Genomic DNA, 18,522 nt, shown 5'->3' with positions numbered 1-18,522 from the left:
AGTTTAATCTAAGTCTTTTTTTATTTTATTAAATTAGTCTTTTTTAAGCCTGTGGATAAAACCTATTTTTTACTTAAAATAAGACATTTTTTGCAATTAAGAAATATGGTATAATGTAGTAGATTTATAAATATATAAATTTATTATCTTTTCATGCCAAGAGTAAGAAGAAATAAAATTAAAAGAAGATCCTGTACTGGTTGTAAAAAAATGGGGCATAATTCTAGGACTTGCCCAGAGAAAGTGATTGCAGAAGAGTTAGATATAGAAGTTGGAGAAGTTTTTGTAGGAGATGATTTTATAGAGACTAAAATAGAAACCACCAAAAAATACCCAAAGGTGGTTGTTTGTGGTGAAGAAAAAATGATGAGGTCTCCACATATTGTAAATTTGCGCGGAGAGCTAAAAAAACAACCCGCGAAAGTAGAGGTGTATAAAGAAAAAGAAAATATACAAAATACTGTAGGTGTAAATTTTGCAAATTTGGTGAGAAAGGCAAATCAAAGAAGAAAGGTAGAGTTGGATAATAAAAATATAAGTAGTAATTTTATTTTAAAAGAAGAGTTGAATAGAGGGAGGATAGAAAAAATAGATGTTCAAAAAATAAAAAAAGCACAGAGTTTGAAGAAAAAGGAAAAGATAAAAATAGAAAAAACTGAAAAGCAAAATAAAGTAAAAAATGAATTTAGTTTTTTTACTGGTATTTCATCCAAAATTAAATTATTTAAAACAAAAATAAATTTTTCTTTATCAAGGTTGAGTTTTAAAAAATGGGTTGGAAATTTTACATGGAAAAAAATGGCATACCAGAGCGTTGTTATGTTTTTGTTAGTCGCTATTCCAATTCCAACTGTTGGGTATTTTAAGCAGGTTCGTACAACTAGTGAACAGATAGTAGAAGGTAGTAAACAGGCTTTAGTTGGGTTACATTCTTCTACTCTATTAGCCTTAAATTCAGATATTAGTGGGGCACAGACAGACTTAAATAATACATTGGAATATTTCAATAATACAAAAAAATTATTAGACTCAGAGAATAAAATATTGATGAGTGTTTTGCGAGTATTGCCTATTTTTGGTAAGAGTATGAAAAGTAGGGAGAGTTTGTTAAGTGCTGGACAAAGTATGGCACTTGCGAATACTTACATAGTAAAAGGTATTGGTGAGGCTACTGAAGATGGATTAAATGCAACAGATAAAATAGCTTTAATTAGCGAGCATTTAAATAGTGCTTTACCACAATATGAAAATGCTTTTAGAGAGTTGAGCGGTGTGGATCCAAAGATTATCCCAAAAGAGTATAGGGATGAATTTAAAGAGTTTCAGATTTTATTCGGTGTTTTTATAGAGGATTTGGGTGATTTGGTCCAGCTTATAGATACTCTTCAGCTTATTTTGGGTAGCGACGATTTTAGAAGGTATCTACTAGTTTTTCAAAATAATAATGAACTTCGTCCTACTGGTGGTTTTCTTGGGAGTTTTGCAATTATAGATATTCAAAAAGGTAGAATTCAAAATATAGATATTCCAGGAGGTGGAAGCTATGATTTAAAGGGACAGTTAGACGCTTATTTAACTCCACCATTACCACTACAATTGGTAAATAGTAGGTGGGAATTTCAAGATTCAAACTGGTTTCCAGATTTTGGGATTTCTGCACAAAAGATGGCTTGGTTTTATGAGCATAGTAGGGGTACAACAGTAGATGGTGTGATAGCAGTAAACGCCACAGTTTTGGAGAGAGTTTTGAAAGTGGTGGGTTCTATAACTAGCGAAAAACATAATTTAGAACTGATGGGCGATACTGCAATAGATGATTTGCAGTATCAAGTAGAGATTAATTATGACAAAATAGAAAATAAACCAAAAGAAGTTATAGGAGAGCTTGTGGATGATTTGTTTGTTCAGTTTGAGGGTTTAGATAATATAGATTTGGTTCGCGTACTCAATGAGTTTCATCAAGCATTAAAAGAAAAAGAAGTTCAGGCTTTTTTCTTTGATAGAAAATTGCAAAAAACAGTGCGTGATTTTGGCTGGTCTGGTGAAATAAGTTATACAAATAAAGATCAGGATTATTTAAATATTGTGAGTGCAAACCTGCAAGGTCAAAAAAGTGATAAAAAAATAGAACAAAATATTGAACATGAAGTGTTTATTCAAAAAGATGGCTCTATTGTGGATAAAGTTATAATAAAGAAAAAACATACTGGTATAGATGGTGAAATGTTCAGTGGTGTTAGAAATATAAGTTATGTGCGTGCTTATGTTCCAGAAGGCTCAGAGCTTTTGGAGGCTGGTGGTTTTTCTTATCCTGCGGAAGGGGCATTTCATGTTTCAGAGGATTGGTACGAAGAAGATCTGTCTATAGCGCAGTTTGAAAAGGAGGTGGGAATTCACAGTAAAACAGGCACTAGAATTACAAAAGAATTTGGAAAAACTGTCTTTGGTAATTGGGTGTCCACAGATCCGGGTGGAGAGAGTGAGATTTATTTTATATATAAACTGCCATTCAAAATTCCGACAGTTCAACCAAGAGAGATTAAAGGTGAAAATTTTTGGAATTCACTTTTGTCCAATGATGAAAATAGGCTAAAATATAGTTTGGTTCTGCAAAAACAGTCTGGAATTAACAGTGGTTTTAGTTCTAGTGTAAAAATTCCTGATGATTGGGATTTTATTTGGAAGTCTGACAATTCAAAATTAAAATTTAATAATTTACTTCAATATAATTCTATACTTCAAAGCGATACTGTTTTTGGTGCCGTTATAGAAGGGGAAATTAATTAAACATTGTCTTATGTCTAAAAAAGAACACAAAAAAAGTAAAAAACATAAAAAAGACGAATCTGAAGAAAAGGATATTTATTTGGAATTGGAAGAAGATGGGAAAAATATACACAAGAAAAAACATAAAAAAAAGAAGAAAAAAAAGCATAAAAATAATAATAAATTTGAGAGTTTTGACAAAGATAAAAGTGTAAAAGAAAAAAAGATTAAGAAACATAAAAAAAAGAAAAAAAAACATAAAGAAAAAGAAGATGTTGGAATGTTTGGTTTTGTGGAAAAAATATTGAAACCACTAAAAAAGAAAAAACATGGTGGTATGAAAAAACTTATGAAAAAGAAAAAGCATCAAAAAAAAGATGATGATGTGGATAAAGCACTTTTGGAGATTTATGAAAACGAGGATGGCACAATTCCAGATATGAGTAAATTTCAGAAAAAAAAGAAGATGGGTCCACTTCTAAAAGCTCTTAGTGTTTTAGTTTCTTCACTGCTATTTTTAGGTCTTGTGGCATGGCTTGGTTTTTTTGTACTTGGTTCTAGTAGTAAGTTTTCAGAAGAAGATGTGCTACTAACAATAGTTGGAGATGAAGCTGTGACAGCTGGACAAGATGTGAGCTATAGGGTTAGATATAGAAATTTACAAAATAGTGTATTAAAAAATGTAGAATTAGAAATTCGTTATCCAGAAGGTTTTGTGTTTGTTGAGAGTAGTATTGAGCCGTCAAATGAAACAAATGATAAGTGGATTATAGGAGAGGTTGCAGGACAAGATGGAACTTATATTGATATATCTGGAAAACTTTATGGGGATATAAACAAGAAACAGTCTTTTAGGATATTTTTCAATTATACTCCTGATAATTTTAGTTCAGATTTTCAGCAGGTTGCCAATCTTAGTACAGAAATAACAGACTCCGTCTTTGAACTGTCTTTTGAAGGTGTCGATGCTGTTGTTGCTGGTGTGGAAACAGAGTTTAAAGTTTTGCTAAAAAATACAAGCGAAAAAAGTATTGAAAATTTAGCATTAGTATTAACGCCTTTTGCTGGATTCTCAAAAGTAGAGAGTATCCCAGAAAGTGATGAGTTTGAAAATTTTGTATGGTCAATTCCTATTTTAGAAGGTGAAAAAATAGTAGACATAAAAGGTATCTTTAATCTCGGAGATTATGACGATAGTTCTATAATGGCGAGTTTGATAGGTTGGAAAGATTCAGAAAATCTTGGAGATGGTTATATTTTTGCAACATCTAGCTATAGTCCTACAATTTTGGAGAAGAGCATTTCCGCACAGCTTGCTATAAACGGTTCGTTAAAAAATAGCACAGCGATACCTGGAGATGTGTTGAATGGGACTATTACAGTTTCAAATGCTGGAGAGAGTATAATATCAAATGTTCGAGTAAGGATGATTTTTGACGCACCTTCTGTAAATAAAAGGAGTGTATTAAATTGGATAAAATTAGACGATCCAAATAGCGGAGATGTTTTTGGGGAACAAAGAAGTGTGGATATTAGACGAGGACACATAACTTGGGATGGTGGGGATATTGCAGAATTGAGATCTATTTCTTTGGGGGAGAGTGTCTTAATAGATTACCACTTGCCTGTTAAAACAGATAGCGAGATAACTCTTGCGGATTTTGCAAAATATGAAATAATAGCTACTGTTGAGATTCAATATGATACATTAAAAGGAAGGGAGTTTTTATCTAGTAGTCCAATTGTTATTAAACTTAATTCTGACATAGATTTGCAGGTTTCCGATGAAATAAGTCAAGATTCTGACGGTCGAGATGTTCATTCTATAACTTGGTTACTATCAAACTCATTCCACAATCTAAAGGATTTAAAATTTGAAGCTGATTTATATGGAGATTTTGTGTGGGATCCAAGCACACTTTCTGTGCCTGCTGGAAATTTGCAATATGACATAGAAAACAAAAAAGTTGTTTGGACTATTCCAGAAATGCCAACAAGTATAGATGTTCTGGCACTCCAGTTTAATATAATTTTGAATCAAAAAAACCCAAGTCAGACAAACTTAACTTCAAAAGTAAGAGGAACTGCAGTGGATGATGTGACAGGCGAGCAGTTGTTTATTGTTGGAGATGAAATTTTGTTTGAATAATAGGAGGGTAACAGACAGGAAGGTTAGAAAGTTTATAAAATCTGCAAAGTCCTTACTCTTTTGTCATTCCTGGCTTGACTAGGAATTCAGGAGTCTTTAGTCGCGAAACAGGAAAGAATGGAATGGATCCCCGTCAAGCTGAGGATGATAAAAATAAGAACTGAGGATGACAGAAATAGGATTTGAGGGTGGAAAGTAAAAGGAGTGGTATATAAATAATAACATGTACTATCCTAAATAATAACTGAAGCCAAACTTACCGATAGAGTTCTTATGAAAGTATATTTAAAATCAAAAATATTTTAAAAAAGAATTAAAAAAGCCGACATAGAAATTCTATGTCGGCTTTGGTTTTTAGATTGGAACAACTTGAATTTCGTTGTTCCTAATCACCAAGCGCTCTTTTGCGGTTAGTGGAATTTTTTTTATTTTTTCACCCTTTTTATTTTTTTCCCATCGCATAGTTGGTTTTATTTTTTTAAAAACCATTTTTTGTAATTCTGGGTCAAAAATCCAGTTTTCTTTGTGCAGCGGAGTTCTGCTATTGAGGTTTAAAGAGATTGTACTATTACCTCTTTGAATCTCCCCATTTTTGAAATATGGATTTCTGAAAACTCTCACTTTCCACAATGCAGAATTTAGCATTGTTTCTAGAGCTTTTATTACTTCTTCTAACTCCTCCATTTTTTCTCTTAAAAGTTCGTTTCTAACAAATTCGAAACGAACTAAATAGTATAGTTTATCATGTTCGTTTAATTTTTGCTCCCAACATGCTCTGACTATTTTATAGCCAGAAGCATTGATATCTTGGTGAAGCAAATGTGCTCCAACCTGAGCCTCGCCATTTTTTTGTGGAGATATAAACTCCACACCTTTGGATATTTTTTCTTTTTTTGGTTGTTTTGTTGATTCCAGAATACATTTTGGAATACATTCCGGGTTTGAAACCCGGATTACAACCATCATCATTGGGATGTTTTCTCCCAAAGTTTCATTTTTTTTATCCAATTTTCCCATTATTCTCTCGATAAGAGAGTTCATGATTTTCTCCTTGTTGGGTTAGAAATGTAAAATGAACAGTAATATAAAATACCATATTTTAGTACAAAAGTCAAGTTAAAACATAGAAAAAACTACAAAAAAGAAAAAAACCTGATTATTCATCAGGTTTTTGGTTGTTTTGTTTGAAAAAGAAGAATTTTTTTCTAGTTTCTGAATCAAACATTTCTGTTGATTCTTCTAACATTCTTTTTTTTCTCGTTTGAACATAATAAACAATAAATGCCAAGATTCCAGATAGAATAGTGCAAACCATCATTAAGTCTGGATTTTCTGGCATAAACTTGGTGTAAGCTCCGTAAATTGTTCCAAATATGATTACGAAAGGTAAAAGAACATCACGCATTTTTATCTCCTTTTTGTTTTCTTTTTTTGTAAAAAATTTTGTAATATACAAATTGGCAAAAAAATACTAAACCAAAAACTGAACCACCGGCTTGCCCAGCAAACAAAAACCAGTCTGGTTTTAAAAGTGAATAGAAAGTCCAAGAAAGATAACTTAATCCTACAAAAATAACAAGTAGAACAGACAAACCTTCTACACTTTTTGTTTTGTGTGTTTGCCAAATTTGAGATGGTAAACCTACTAAAACTATCATTGTAGAAGTTATGGCACCAAAAATGCCTAGCAATTCTACCACTTTCTCCTCCCTTTTTGTAAAAGAACTTAATTTAAACTTATCAGAAAAAAGTCTTTTGTGCAAAAAATATTTTTTATAGTTTATTTATTTTGGCTTTAATAACTATATATCTTGACAGGAATTTCATAAAAGGTAGATATCTTAAAATTGCTTCGTCTATATTTTGGATTTTTCTATTCATTAGGCGGCGTCTATTTTCTATACTAAGTTCTTTTTGGTGAAATATGTCGGCTAATAAAAAAAATAGAGGTTTAATTTTAAGTATAAATAAACTAAAAATTCTGTATGGTTTGTATTCTACCGTGGAGAATATGTTTTGTATTAATTTTAGATCATTTTGGAATAAAATTCTTTCTGTTGGTGTTTCTTGTCTTATTGGGTATAGTCTAACAATAAGTTTTGATGTTCTTATTTTTTGTATTGTGTTTGAAAAAACAAAAGGTTCTATTGTTACAAAAATTCCATTTGGTTTTAGTATTCTTTTTATTTCATTTAGTGCTTTTTCTACTTCTAAATGATGTAGTGATACATTTATAAATACAATATCAAAAAAATTATCTTGAAAATTTGTATTTTCTGCTGGAGATACAGAAAAATTAGTTTTTTCTGAAACTTCATTTTCTATAGATCGACGCTTTGCTATAGATATGCTTTCATCGCTTATATCTAATCCATAGACATTTGCACCATTTTTGGCAAACCATACACTTATTTCACCATTCCCACAACCTATTTCTAAAATAGTTTTATTTTTAAAATCGCTTATATATTTTTTAGCACAATCAAATAAATCTCCACTATAGTCACTAAAAGGAGGGTTATCTCTTTCAACTAATAAAGATTTACTATCCCATTTATCGTGAACTATCGAGTTATAGTAGCTTTTTTCTGTTAATTGTTTTTCTGTTAAAAACATGTCAGCTATATAATTAAATAAATTTAAATTAGTCTTAACAATTAATTTATTATTTTGTGCTCTCGCTAGGATTCGAACCTAGAATACTTGGTCCGAAGCCAAGGGTGATATCCATTTCACTACAAGAGCGCATATAAAAACATGGCACATAATACAACTAGTATAACAATGTATCATGCTATCTGTATTATGCACCATGTCTTATTTTGTGCGCCCAGCAGGATTCGAACCTGCGACCGTTTGCTTAAGAGGCAACTGCTCTACCAACTGAGCTATAGGCGCTTTTTAAGAATTAAGTGGGGACAGTTATTTATTTCTTTTTAAAATTTTAACCTCAGAACCTTTCCATTTTTTTACTTTTAATGCTTCTTCTGCTGCTGAAGTTTGAGCTTCTTGTTTACTAGTTCCTTTTCCTTCGGCAATTTTTTCTTTGTTTAAAAAAGCTCCAACTGTAAAATCTTTGTTGTGGTCAGGCCCTTCCTCGTTCAATACTTTGTATGTTGGGGTTATGCCCAGTTTTTCTTGTGCAGATTCTTGAAATCTAGATTTTGGATCTATCCACAAATTATTTTCCAAAACATTGTCTAGTTTTGAAATAACCCATTCGTGAATAAATTTTTTGGCAGAATCCCAGCCTTGATCATAATATATAGAACCAATAAAAGCTTCAAGTGCATTTGCAAGAATATATTCGCGAGCTTTACTGCTTACATCTTTTGACTCACCGCGACTTAGTAGCATAAAATTGTTCATACCAATTTCGCTTGCAATTCGTGAGCACATTTTTGCGTTTACAAGAGATGCTCTCCAGCTTGTCAATTCTCCTTCTGGATTTAGGAAAGTGTCAAATAAATACTCCGTGACTACAATTTCTAAAACTGCGTCTCCCAAAAATTCCAATCTTTCATTGTGTGGTAGAGAAAAATCTCTATTTTCATTTAAATAAGACCTGTGAACAAATGCCTGTACAAGATTGTTTGGATCATTAAATTTGATACCGGTTTTCTTTTCAATTTCAGAGAAGTTTTTTTTCTCGTACATTTCATTTATCATAATTTTATTTTTTATCTTCAGGTGTTTTTTCTTTTTTTGGAATTTCTACAACTTCTCCGTTTTTTGTCATTTCGTTGAATAATGCACCCAAAATACCGTTTACAAATTTTCCAGACGAGGGGCCACCATAACTTTTTGCAATTTCAATTGCTTCGTTTATAGCTACTTTTGCTGGAATTTCTTTGTTGAATTTTAACTCATAGACACCAATTCGAAGTATCGCTCGGTCTATCAAGGTAATCTGGTTTATTGGCCAGTTTATTGTATACTTTGAAATAATTTTGTCAATTTCATCTATATTTTTCACAGTATCCATGACAGTTGCCAAAATATACTTCTTGTTTTCATCTAAACCAATACCAAATTCTTCGGTCATTTGGTCGACAATTGCAGGAAGAGCAGAGCTTGGTTTTTCTCTGAAATCCCATTGATAAAGACATTGCATTACTATTGAACGAGCGAGGTGTCTATTAGACATATAGTTTTGTTAAACTTTTTTACCTTTATAAGTGCCACATTTTCCGCAAGCTTTGTGTGGCATAGTGGTAGCACTACATTTTTCACATTTAGACAACATTGTCTTTTTAAGTGCAAAATGAGATGCTCTCTCTTTTTTTGAACGCGAAGTTCTTTGTTTTGATGGAAGTCCCATATTTATATTTATTATATCGTAAAACGGGATTATTATAAACCATATTTGGAAAAAAATCAAGTCAAAGTGTGAAGTTCTTGATTTAAACTAGTAAAATCAGGTAGTATATATGTATATGAAAGTAAAAATTTGTGAAAATAAAAGTGAGTGGAATAAAAACTTAGAGAGTAAGTCTGAGTTTTTGCAGGTTTATCAGTGGGGTGAGTTTAAAAAAAAAGCTGGGGAAAATATATTGCGAATTCAGGTTTTGGATGGTGAAAAAGTTGTAAATCAATTTCAAGGAGTTGTCCAGAATTTAAAATTTATAAAATATCTTTATTTACCTAGAATTTCTGCAAATAGAAAAGAAATGCAGTTGCTTTTTGAATTTTTAAAGAAAAAAGGTTTTAGCTTTGTAAGAATTGAATATATAGAAAAAAAAGTGAAAACTAAGTTTAAGGCAAAAAAAATAAAAAATAGACAACCAGAAAATACTTGGATTTTGAATTTAAAGAACAGTGAGGAAGATCTGCAAAAAGAAATGCATAGTAAAACTAGATATAACATAAGACTTGCAAGTAAAAAAGGTGTAGAGATAAGAGAAAGTAAAGATATTGATATTTTTTGGAATTTGGTGGAAAAAACAAGCGCAAGACAAAAGATAAAAAGTCATAGTAAAAATTATTATGCAGAAATGTTGCAACTTTCTTTTGTAAAACAGTATGTAGCTTATCTGGAAGGTGTGCCCGTAGCATCAAATTTGATAGTAGAGTGGGGTGATATGACAACTTATCTGCACGGAGCTTCGGATTATGAGTATCGTAAGGTTATGTCACCGTACAAGCTTCAGTGGGATGTAATTCAAAAAGCAAAAGAAAATGGATTTGAAAAATATGATTTTTGGGGAACAGCACCTGCAGAAAAGGAGGGAAGTGGAGAAGAGAAAAATTGTTCAAATGGTTGGTGTTGGAATGAATTTCACTCTTGGGCTGGTGTGACAAGGTTTAAAGTTGGTTTTGGCGGTAAACCGAAAAATTATCCAGAAGCAGTTGATGTTGTTTTTAGTGGTTTTAAATATTTTTTGTATAAGGTAATTCACAAAATTCTAAGATAAAATATGAGTTGGAAAATAATAGAAAAAAAAGATGTATCGCCATCTAAATGGAGGAAAGTGGAAAATTGGAAAGTCCAGACACATAAAAATACAATAGAAGACGAGGTTTATATTTCTTTGCTTGGAGATTCTGTAGTTGTCTGTGGATTGACAGACGACAATAAGATTTTACTTCTTACTCAATATTGTATTGGTCAACAAGAATATTTGAAAACTTTTGTGGCTGGTTTTGTTGATAGTAAGTCAGCAGAAGAAACAATAAAACATGAATTGCAGGAAGAGGCTGGATGCTCTGCAAAAGAATTAATTTATCTTGGGAATTCGCATAAAAGTAAGTGGGCAATTGGAAAAGCACATTTCTACTTGGCAAAAGGAATAGAGCAGAATTTGGAGCAAAAGCTTGAAAGTTTGGAAGATATTTCAGTTGAGTTTATTTCGCTAGAAGAATTGGAAAAACTTTTGGATGAAAACAAAATCCATGATATTGGTTCTACTATTTGTGCTGAAAAAGTTTTAAGATATTTAAAAGTAAATTCATAATTTTAAACAATATGAAAACTTCGTGGAATTATAAAGAGTTTTTTAAAGTGAACAATAAAGTTGGTCAAAATGAGAAACTTGATTTTGCAATGTATTTTGCTTCATCTTGGCTTATTTATGTAATTTCTGCAATTGTAATTTTGTGGGGATATTTCAAATTCAATGGTTCAGTGACATTTTGGTTTATGTTTTTGGCTTTGGGGATTTCAATATTTTTTGGACTTATTGCTAGTTTTACAATTTCTTTATTTTGGTCACAAAAGAGACCTATTGCTGTACTCAAAGATATAAAACAATTAATAATACCGTTTCAAACTTGGAAAAGTTTTCCTTCAGATCACACTTTAATATCTTTTTTGTTTGCTCTAATGCCATTATATTTTGGTGCTAGTTTTTTCTTCGTTTTAGCTTTATTTTTATTGTCGGCTGTGGTAGGTTATGGAAGAGTTTATGTGGGGGTCCATTATCCTTACGATATTTTTGGTGGATTTTTACTAGCTTTAATTATCTCACCGTTATCATTTTTCTTGACTTTAATATTAGTATTTTAATTTTATGAACGCAATTATTTTGTGTGGTGGTATTGGAAGTAGGCTTGGGGAAATTGTAAAAACCACACCAAAAGTTTTGATAAAAATTGGAAACAAAACTGTATTTGATTGGCAAATGGAAAAATTTGCCAAATTGGGTGTGGAAGAAGTTGTTTTGGCGGCAGGACATTTGTCCGATGTTTTAAGAAATCATGTAGGTGAAAGTTGGAATGGTATAAAAATAATTTATGCAATTGAACCAACAAGGCTTGGAACTGGCGGTGCAATTAAATTTTCAATGAATTATATTACAAAAAAAAATAAGCCAACTTGGATTTTGAATGGTGATGTTTTGACAACTGTGGATTTTGCAGATATATATAAAAATTTAAAAGATGACTCAGATGGAATAATTTTGGGTTCAAAAGTTGAAAATGCTTCTAGTTATGGAACTTTATTTTATGGCGATGATAAGCAGATAAAAGAATTTAAAGAAAAAGAAGGTAAGAAAATTGTAGGTTTTATAAATGGAGGAGTATATTTGTTCAATCCTCAGGTCAGTAAATATTTTCCAGAAAAAGACGCGTTTAGTGTTGAATACGATATGTTTCCAAATATGAATAATTTGCATGTTTATGAGTCTGAACATCCGTGGATAGATATTGGTGTGCCAGAGCGATTGGCTTGGGCAAATGAAAATTGGAAGATTTTTAAAGAGGTTTAAATTTTTATTTTATGATTAAAATTGTTTCTACATTATTTCTAATTTGTGCAGTCACTGGTGGCTGGTTTTTGTTTTCAGAAATTTATAGAGCGCCAGCGCGAGAAGCTGATAGTGTAGTTTTTACTATTGAGCAAGGTGAAAGTGTTTCGGCTTTGGCAAAGCGTCTGGAGAATGATCAGATAATTCGTCATTCTTGGCTTTTCACTCGTTTTATAGCTTTGAAAGAAATGGATAAAAAAATTCAAGCTGGAACTTATGAGGTGAAAACTCCAATAACTTTGGCGAGAGTTGTGTCAGCATTAGATAGACCAAGTTTTGAAGAGAGGGAAATTACCATTTTGCCAGGTTGGGGTTTGCGAGAAATTGCAGAATATTTTGAGAAAGAAGGGGTTGCGACAACCGAAGAATTTTATCAATTGGTAGGAAAACCTGCTTTTAATTATAAAATTTTAGATAGAAGAGGTGAGACTGTAAATAGTGATTTAAAAGTTTTGGAGGATAAGCCAAAATATGCAAATTTGGAAGGGTATTTGGCGCCAGATACTTATAGAATTTATAAAGACGCTAAACTCGAGGAAATAATTTTGAAATTGGTTGACCATAGAAATTCTCAAATTACCGAGGAAATGTATGCACAAATTAAAAATTCTGGATTTAGTTTTTATGAAATTTTGACAATGGCAAGTATTTTGGAGCGAGAGGTAAGGAGTGAAAAAGATAAGGCAAAGGTATCAGATTTGTTTTGGCGTCGTTACGACGCAGGCTGGGCTTTTCAGGCGGATTCCACAGTTCATTATACAATTGGGAAAAGTGGCGATGTTTTTACAACTAGTGTAGATAGAGCTACAAATTCAGCTTGGAATACTTATAAATATCCCGGGCTTCCGCTTGGGCCTATTTCAAACCCAGGAATTGAATCTATAATCGCAGCGATTTATCCTGAAAAAAATGAAGAATGGTATTTTATGACAACTTTTGAAGGTGAGGTAAAATATGGAAAAACTCTTGCAGAACATAATGCAAATGTGAATAGGTATTTGAGGTAAGTTTTTAAAAAAATAAAATAAAAAAGCGCAATATAATTGTGCTTTTATGTTTTTTATTTGTTTTAATATTTTTCTTTTTTTGTTTTTAAGTTTTAATACTTCTGTTTTTAACTTTATATTCTCTTCTTTTGGTATTTCTATCTCTTTTTTTGTTTTCAAAATGTGCGATAAATACAGAAAGAGCTAAAATTGGAATCCAAATTGGAGAGGTGGAAAAGAGTGAAATGACCAAAATCATTATTGATATTGTATCTTTTTTATTAACCTGAACCTTTCTTTTGTTTAAATGAGGCAGTTTATTCATTGCCAAGAAAAAAATTAAATAAGCTGTGGTAATTGATAGATAATTTAACTTTTCACTTAATTTTGTTTTTTGTTTTCTCACTTTTTCCTCCAAATTTTGGAAATAATTCTTAGTTAATTTTTATCACTTTTTCCAAGTTCCGTCAACCCACTGTTTTTTGAAGTTTAGAAAATTGTCTTTTTTAATCTCTTTACGCATCTGCGAAGTTAAGCTTAATAAAAAGTATAAATTGTGAATAGACGCTAATTTGTAAGCAAGTAATTCTCTGGTTTTAAATAAATGATGAATATATGCGCGCGAGTGATTTTGGCAAGTTGAACAATCACATTTTGAATCTATTGGTTTTTTATCTTCTTTGAATTTTGCGTTTGTAATATTTATTCTAGTTTTTTTGGATTTTGGAGTTGGACTAATATAAAGCCCACCGTTTCTTGCCATTCTTGTCGGCGCGACACAATCAAACATATCCACACCTTTTTCCACAACCTCAAACATATCCACAGGTGAAAATCCAACTCCCATTGTATAACGCGGTTTATTTTCTGGTATAAAAGGAATTACCCAGTCTAAAATATCTGCAGTGGCTTTCATATTATAACCAACGGATTCTCCGCCAATTGCAATTCCGTCGAAATCCATTTCAGAGATTGTTTTGGCAGAAAGTTCACGAAATTCTTTGTGCTGAGCGCCTTGAATTATTCCAAACAAAAACTGCTTATATTCATGATGTTTTGTATCTTTTTTGTGTTCAATCACACATTGCTTAGCCCAGCGATGAGTTCTATCCATTGCTTCTTTTGTATATTTTTTGTTCGCGTCGTCTGGAGTGCACTCGTCGAAAGCCATTATTATATCGGCTCCAAGTTTGTGTTGAATTTTTATAGCTTCTTCTGGGGTAAACCTATGAATAGATCCATCCAAATGACTTTTAAATGTGACACCTCCTTCGTCTATTTCGGCGAGTTTGCTGTGCTCATCACTAAATCCACCGCGATCTTCTAGTTGTTTTCCTAAAGATAAAACTTGAAACCCACCACTGTCTGTAAGTAATGGTTTGTTCCAATTCATAAATTTGTGGAGTCCTCCAAATTTGTCTATTAAATCTTCGCCTGGGCGTAAATGCAAGTGATAAGTGTTTGCCAAAATTATCTGTGCATTTAAATTTTCCAATTCATCTGTAGACAGACTTTTTACTGTAGCTTGCGTCCCGACAGGCATAAAAATAGGTGTCTGAATTTCACCATGATCTGTTTTTATAACTCCAGCTCGCGCTCTAGAATTTTTGTCTTTGTGTTCAACTTCAAAAAATTTCATATTATCTATTTATGTTTAATTGATAATAGCACATTTAAATGTTTTATTCAACTTAAAAACCTAATTGCATACTTGACAAAAGTCTTATTTTGTGTTATTATCAGCTGTTCTTTAAAAGTAAATTTTTAGTTAACATACACACAAAAGAGGTGTTTAGATGTTTAGTAAGTTTTGGGTTTCTCTTTTCATAGGCATTTTATTTTTTGGGTGTATAGAAAATAATATATACGCTGAAGTGGTAGAAAAAGAAAAATTGGAAAATTCTACAGCTGATAATTATGACTTGATTGGTGTAGGTGTTGGAATGTTGGTATCTGACTTTTTTCTACAGACATTTATTCATGAGGGTACGCATACTATCGTTGCACTTTCTGAAGGTTATGAAATAGAAAAATTTCAACCATATCCAGGAATAAATAAACATGGATTTCATTTTGGAGTTTCTGGAAGGTCTACGGATAAAATTAGGTCTGGTCCTGAAGCATTAATTTTTATTTCTCCCAAGTTTACAAGTGTGAGTGTATTGTATTCATATGTTATTTTGGAGCAATATGATGTTTTACCCAGTAATCAGTATGCACAGCTTGGATTGTGGGTATTTGCATTTGGTGCTTGGATTGATTTTACACGAGATGTTTGTTCTGGTATTTGTTACGATAGTCCTACTAATGATTTGGTTATGTTTGAAAAGTATATGGGATATACTTCTCTGTGGGAGAAGTTGGCTGTACGGGGTACAATTTTGGTTCTTTCTGGACTTTCCATATATCCACTGTACAAGGGGTTAAAAAAGGTTTTTGATATGTCTTTAACAGGTGAAGAGGAGGGTTTATTGAGTTCTCTGGTTATAAGTCCTAGTATGGTTGGTTATAGAATTAAATTTTAAGTAGTTTTTCAAAAGGCATCTTCGGATGCCTTTTTTTTGTAAAAATATTTTTTCAATTGACATTGGATATTTTTTAGGCTAAGTTTAACTTAGATCTTTAAAACTAGTGGAGGGAAAAATGGATCTATTTTATATTATATTTACTTTAATAATATTTTTATTTTTGTTTTATGCGTTTTATCTTAAATTTTCAAATAGATTAGAAAATAATGGTTTTTCTATTTTTGATTTTTTAAATAATATTTTTGATGTAATACTTTTAAAAATTTTTGGTGCAATTGGTGTGAAAAAGGAAAAAGAAGAGTTAACTTTTTCAGAAGAGCAAGAAAAAAACTATGACGATGGCTACATAAGAAGAATGAAACATAGGTTTAATAAGATTCCAAAAGAGAGTTCTAGAGATTTTTGGCAAGAAAGAGAGTATTTAAAAGATTTAATTTTTAGGCATCTACCTTATTGGTGTAAAAGAAAAAGGGAGATTAAAAAAATATTAATTAAATTGGAGGAGCGTAAAATAGAGTTAGATATTTTAGGCAGGCATAGTAATAATTTGGGAGACATTGCTGTGAATTCCAATAATTGCAAAATAGCTGATTTAGTAGGCGAATTGAGAGAGGTTAAGAATAAAATTGGAGATTGTAATATTGCTTTATCTCATTTTGAGGATGAAATAGATATGATTCAGCTTTTACAAAGGTCTAATATTGATAGTGATCTTACTATTCCAACTCTAAAAAATATTTCAGAGAAATATTTTTTAGATAGGCAGGTTGGAATAGACGAGCTTCAGCATGAGTTGGATTTTGATATTTTTGCAGAGTTAGGAGAGGATGAGAAGGAAATTGTAGAAGAAGGTGATGAGTGTGAGGTATAGACGGCTTAAAAAAGCCGTCTTTTTTGTTGACAAAAAGTAAAATTTAGTTTATCTTTAATGGAGTACATAAAAATAACAAAGGAGGTTATTATGTTGTTTGGGATTGCTCTTTCTACTTATATTTTTTATTCGTTTATCATTTTTACAACTCTTTATTTTTTTTCAAGGTGGATTTCATTATTGATAAGGGTTGAAACTGACAGCGAAAATATCTCAGAACCATCTCTTTATCTCGCTAGTTTTTGTGGATTGTTTGGGGCTGGTGCAGTTATTTTAACAGTCGCATATATATTGTTTTATGGTGCTAAAATTTTAATTTTTACTATAATTTTATTTTTACTTTATTTCACATCATCTTATTTTGTGAAAAAAATAAAAAAGGAGTTTTAAAATGTATTATTATATCTTTGTGATTATAATTTTAGCTGGTTGTTTTCTTTTCTTTTTCGAAAGATTGATTGAATTTTATAAACTAAATCAAAAAAGAGTAAGATTAACTGAGAATTTTTTTAGGTTTTTATTTAAAGATGTAACATATTATGAAAAAAAGAAGTTAGAATCTTTTGAGTACTTTTCTAAATTGCAGGATTCTGCAGAAAATAAAACTTTAAAAAATATAAGTTTTATAAATTATAGAATTTTAGAAACACTCTATTCGCGTAAATTATCGCAAGATAGTTTATTAAATAAATTTAAACATAGACACAAAATTATTTGGTCATTAAGAGGTGTCTCTCTTGAAATTAAAGGGTTGGAAGTTTTATTACAATCTCTTGAAAAAGATGATAAAGATTTGGAAAAATTATTTTCTGAGTTTAAAAAACTTTTAAATAAAAAAACAAAGCGTTCTTAATTGGACGCTTTTTTATTGACAAAATGTGAAAAATGGTTTATATTTATTTGGGTATATAAATACAACAAAGGGGTTTAAATGAGTATTGAAAGTATTTTCCTTTCTGTTTCAATTGTACTTTTTATTTTTTCAGCACTTTTTTGGATTAGACCTTGGACTGTAATAAAACTTCAAAAAAGAAAAAAAGAATTAGTAGAAAAATTTAGAGATTTATATTGTTTGGAAAATAGTTGGTATAAAAAACAAAGTAAATCGTCTGAAAGTTATAGAAATTTTTTATTTTTGGAATATCCAGATGCTAGTATTTATGCCTTATCATTGCAAAATCACACAATGATTGAAAGGTCTTTAGAAAGAAAAAGAGGGTTTCAAGATAGTGTACAAAAAAATATAAATAAAATACATTATCCAATTACCAACTTTTTTGTTTTGAGGCTTGATGTTTTGATTATTGAATCTGGTATAGAAAAAATAAAAGAAGAGGATATTTTTTTGGAAAGCCTCTTCGATGAGATTGAAGATTTGATTGTCGAGTTGGAAGAGTTGAAAGAGGATTTTAATATAAAAAAAGATGACGAGAGTTATCTTCATTAAAAACACGACGGCTAAATTTAGCCGTCTTTTTTTATTGACAAAAATATATTTTTAGTTTATATTTAGGCAGGTAAAGTTCTTTTCATTTTAGGAAGTGACATGTTTGAAACAATTCAATTTTGTTTTGTTTTATTTATTATTTTGTGGCTTGTTGTTTTGCCGATAAAATATTACGAATATTCAAAAGAAAAAAAGAGATTGGCAAAAGTATTTTATGATGAATATTTTAGAGATGAAAATTGGTTTGCAGAAAAAAGAATTGAAATAAAAAATATTTCTGTATCTGAGAATTTTAGTGAAGATGAAATTCTTATTTTGAATAATTTAAAAGATAATGCTAAGTTTTGGTTAGAACTTCGAAAAAGAAGATAAGAGTGTACCCAAAGATTTATTGGATATAAAACATTTTTGAAAAGCGATCTTTGGCTTATTAATCATGATATTAAGTATATTAAACAAATTGATGAATTTCTAAAAGATCTAATGGAAGTATTACGAATTCTCCAAAACAAGCACCTTTAAAATAGG

General features: G+C 30.9%; 22 protein-coding genes and 2 tRNA genes. 13 read left to right on the top strand and 11 right to left on the bottom strand.

Annotated features, from left to right (window positions below; translation table 11 throughout):
* Positions 1–153: 153 nt before the first annotated feature.
* Complete coding sequence (locus tag L3J07_03325) at positions 154–2,787, top strand: DUF4012 domain-containing protein (protein ID MCF6276850.1); 2,634 nt, start codon at positions 154–156, stop codon at positions 2,785–2,787.
* 10 nt (positions 2,788–2,797) lie between these two features.
* On the top strand, positions 2,798–4,915 hold the full coding sequence (locus L3J07_03320) for a hypothetical protein (protein MCF6276849.1): 2,118 nt from the start codon (positions 2,798–2,800) through the stop codon (positions 4,913–4,915).
* 354 nt (positions 4,916–5,269) lie between these two features.
* Here L3J07_03320 and L3J07_03315 read toward each other — a convergent pair whose 3' ends face one another.
* From L3J07_03315 to rpmF, 9 genes are all read right to left on the bottom strand, one after another.
* Positions 5,270–5,956, bottom strand: a complete 687-nt coding sequence (locus L3J07_03315) for a hypothetical protein (protein MCF6276848.1) — start codon at positions 5,954–5,956, stop codon at positions 5,270–5,272.
* Between the two features lie 115 nt (positions 5,957–6,071).
* Positions 6,072–6,320, bottom strand: coding sequence for a hypothetical protein (locus L3J07_03310; protein ID MCF6276847.1), 249 nt, complete (start codon positions 6,318–6,320; stop codon positions 6,072–6,074).
* Complete coding sequence (locus L3J07_03305) at positions 6,313–6,678, bottom strand: SWEET family sugar transporter (GenBank protein MCF6276846.1); 366 nt, start codon at positions 6,676–6,678, stop codon at positions 6,313–6,315. Before L3J07_03305 ends, L3J07_03310 begins: the two co-directional genes overlap by 8 nt.
* Positions 6,679–6,688: 10 nt before the next feature.
* Positions 6,689–7,531: a methyltransferase domain-containing protein gene (locus L3J07_03300; GenBank protein MCF6276845.1), complete on the bottom strand. Its 843-nt coding sequence runs from the start codon at positions 7,529–7,531 to the stop codon at positions 6,689–6,691.
* 57 nt (positions 7,532–7,588) lie between these two features.
* Positions 7,589–7,660 (bottom strand) — tRNA-Arg (locus L3J07_03295).
* Between the two features lie 80 nt (positions 7,661–7,740).
* A tRNA-Lys gene (locus tag L3J07_03290) sits at positions 7,741–7,813 on the bottom strand.
* A gap of 24 nt (positions 7,814–7,837) precedes the next feature.
* Positions 7,838–8,584, bottom strand: coding sequence for a ribonuclease III (gene rnc, locus L3J07_03285; GenBank protein MCF6276844.1), 747 nt, complete (start codon positions 8,582–8,584; stop codon positions 7,838–7,840).
* A gap of 4 nt (positions 8,585–8,588) precedes the next feature.
* Positions 8,589–9,062: a transcription antitermination factor NusB gene (nusB, locus tag L3J07_03280; GenBank protein MCF6276843.1), complete on the bottom strand. Its 474-nt coding sequence runs from the start codon at positions 9,060–9,062 to the stop codon at positions 8,589–8,591.
* A 9-nt stretch (positions 9,063–9,071) separates the two neighbouring features.
* Positions 9,072–9,236: a 50S ribosomal protein L32 gene (rpmF, locus tag L3J07_03275; GenBank protein ID MCF6276842.1), complete on the bottom strand. Its 165-nt coding sequence runs from the start codon at positions 9,234–9,236 to the stop codon at positions 9,072–9,074.
* 115 nt (positions 9,237–9,351) lie between these two features.
* Here rpmF and L3J07_03270 point away from each other — a divergent pair, with 115 nt between their 5' ends.
* Genes L3J07_03270 through mltG form a run of 5 tightly spaced genes read left to right on the top strand, consistent with a single transcriptional unit; the run spans position 9,352 to position 13,169 of the window.
* Positions 9,352–10,329: a peptidoglycan bridge formation glycyltransferase FemA/FemB family protein gene (locus tag L3J07_03270; protein ID MCF6276841.1), complete on the top strand. Its 978-nt coding sequence runs from the start codon at positions 9,352–9,354 to the stop codon at positions 10,327–10,329.
* A gap of 3 nt (positions 10,330–10,332) precedes the next feature.
* A complete protein-coding gene (locus L3J07_03265) occupies positions 10,333–10,869 on the top strand; it encodes an NUDIX hydrolase (GenBank protein ID MCF6276840.1) in 537 nt (178 codons plus the stop codon).
* Positions 10,870–10,880: 11 nt separating this feature from the next.
* The gene (locus L3J07_03260) at positions 10,881–11,420 is read left to right on the top strand and encodes a phosphatase PAP2 family protein (protein ID MCF6276839.1); all 540 of its coding nucleotides are present in this window, start codon (positions 10,881–10,883) and stop codon (positions 11,418–11,420) included.
* A 4-nt stretch (positions 11,421–11,424) separates the two neighbouring features.
* On the top strand, positions 11,425–12,123 hold the full coding sequence (locus L3J07_03255) for an NTP transferase domain-containing protein (protein MCF6276838.1): 699 nt from the start codon (positions 11,425–11,427) through the stop codon (positions 12,121–12,123).
* A gap of 11 nt (positions 12,124–12,134) precedes the next feature.
* On the top strand, positions 12,135–13,169 hold the full coding sequence (gene mltG / locus L3J07_03250; protein ID MCF6276837.1) for an endolytic transglycosylase MltG: 1,035 nt from the start codon (positions 12,135–12,137) through the stop codon (positions 13,167–13,169).
* Positions 13,170–13,254: 85 nt separating this feature from the next.
* Here mltG and L3J07_03245 read toward each other — a convergent pair whose 3' ends face one another.
* Complete coding sequence (locus L3J07_03245; protein MCF6276836.1) at positions 13,255–13,554, bottom strand: hypothetical protein; 300 nt, start codon at positions 13,552–13,554, stop codon at positions 13,255–13,257.
* A 42-nt stretch (positions 13,555–13,596) separates the two neighbouring features.
* Positions 13,597–14,787 (bottom strand): tRNA guanosine(34) transglycosylase Tgt, encoded by a 1,191-nt coding sequence (tgt, locus tag L3J07_03240; protein MCF6276835.1) that lies wholly within the window; start codon positions 14,785–14,787, stop codon positions 13,597–13,599.
* Between the two features lie 157 nt (positions 14,788–14,944).
* Between tgt and L3J07_03235 the strand changes: the two genes are divergently transcribed.
* The 6 genes from L3J07_03235 (at position 14,945) to L3J07_03210 (ending at position 18,366) form a co-directional block, all read left to right on the top strand.
* A complete protein-coding gene (locus L3J07_03235; protein ID MCF6276834.1) occupies positions 14,945–15,673 on the top strand; it encodes a hypothetical protein in 729 nt (242 codons plus the stop codon).
* 118 nt (positions 15,674–15,791) lie between these two features.
* Positions 15,792–16,547 carry a hypothetical protein gene (locus L3J07_03230; GenBank protein ID MCF6276833.1) on the top strand — a complete coding sequence of 252 codons (756 nt, stop codon included), beginning with the start codon at positions 15,792–15,794 and terminating at the stop codon, positions 16,545–16,547.
* A gap of 90 nt (positions 16,548–16,637) precedes the next feature.
* A complete protein-coding gene (locus tag L3J07_03225; protein MCF6276832.1) occupies positions 16,638–16,937 on the top strand; it encodes a hypothetical protein in 300 nt (99 codons plus the stop codon).
* 19 nt (positions 16,938–16,956) lie between these two features.
* Positions 16,957–17,400: a hypothetical protein gene (locus L3J07_03220; protein ID MCF6276831.1), complete on the top strand. Its 444-nt coding sequence runs from the start codon at positions 16,957–16,959 to the stop codon at positions 17,398–17,400.
* 78 nt (positions 17,401–17,478) lie between these two features.
* Positions 17,479–17,994, top strand: coding sequence for a hypothetical protein (locus L3J07_03215; GenBank protein MCF6276830.1), 516 nt, complete (start codon positions 17,479–17,481; stop codon positions 17,992–17,994).
* Between the two features lie 99 nt (positions 17,995–18,093).
* Complete coding sequence (locus L3J07_03210) at positions 18,094–18,366, top strand: hypothetical protein (GenBank protein ID MCF6276829.1); 273 nt, start codon at positions 18,094–18,096, stop codon at positions 18,364–18,366.
* Positions 18,367–18,522 lie beyond the last annotated feature (156 nt).

The sequence above is a fragment of the Candidatus Magasanikbacteria bacterium genome (assembly GCA_021648085.1).
In the GTDB taxonomy this organism is placed as follows: domain Bacteria; phylum Patescibacteriota; class Patescibacteriia; order Magasanikbacterales; family UBA922; genus JAKITS01.
This window is presented reverse-complemented; position numbering and strand designations above follow the sequence as displayed.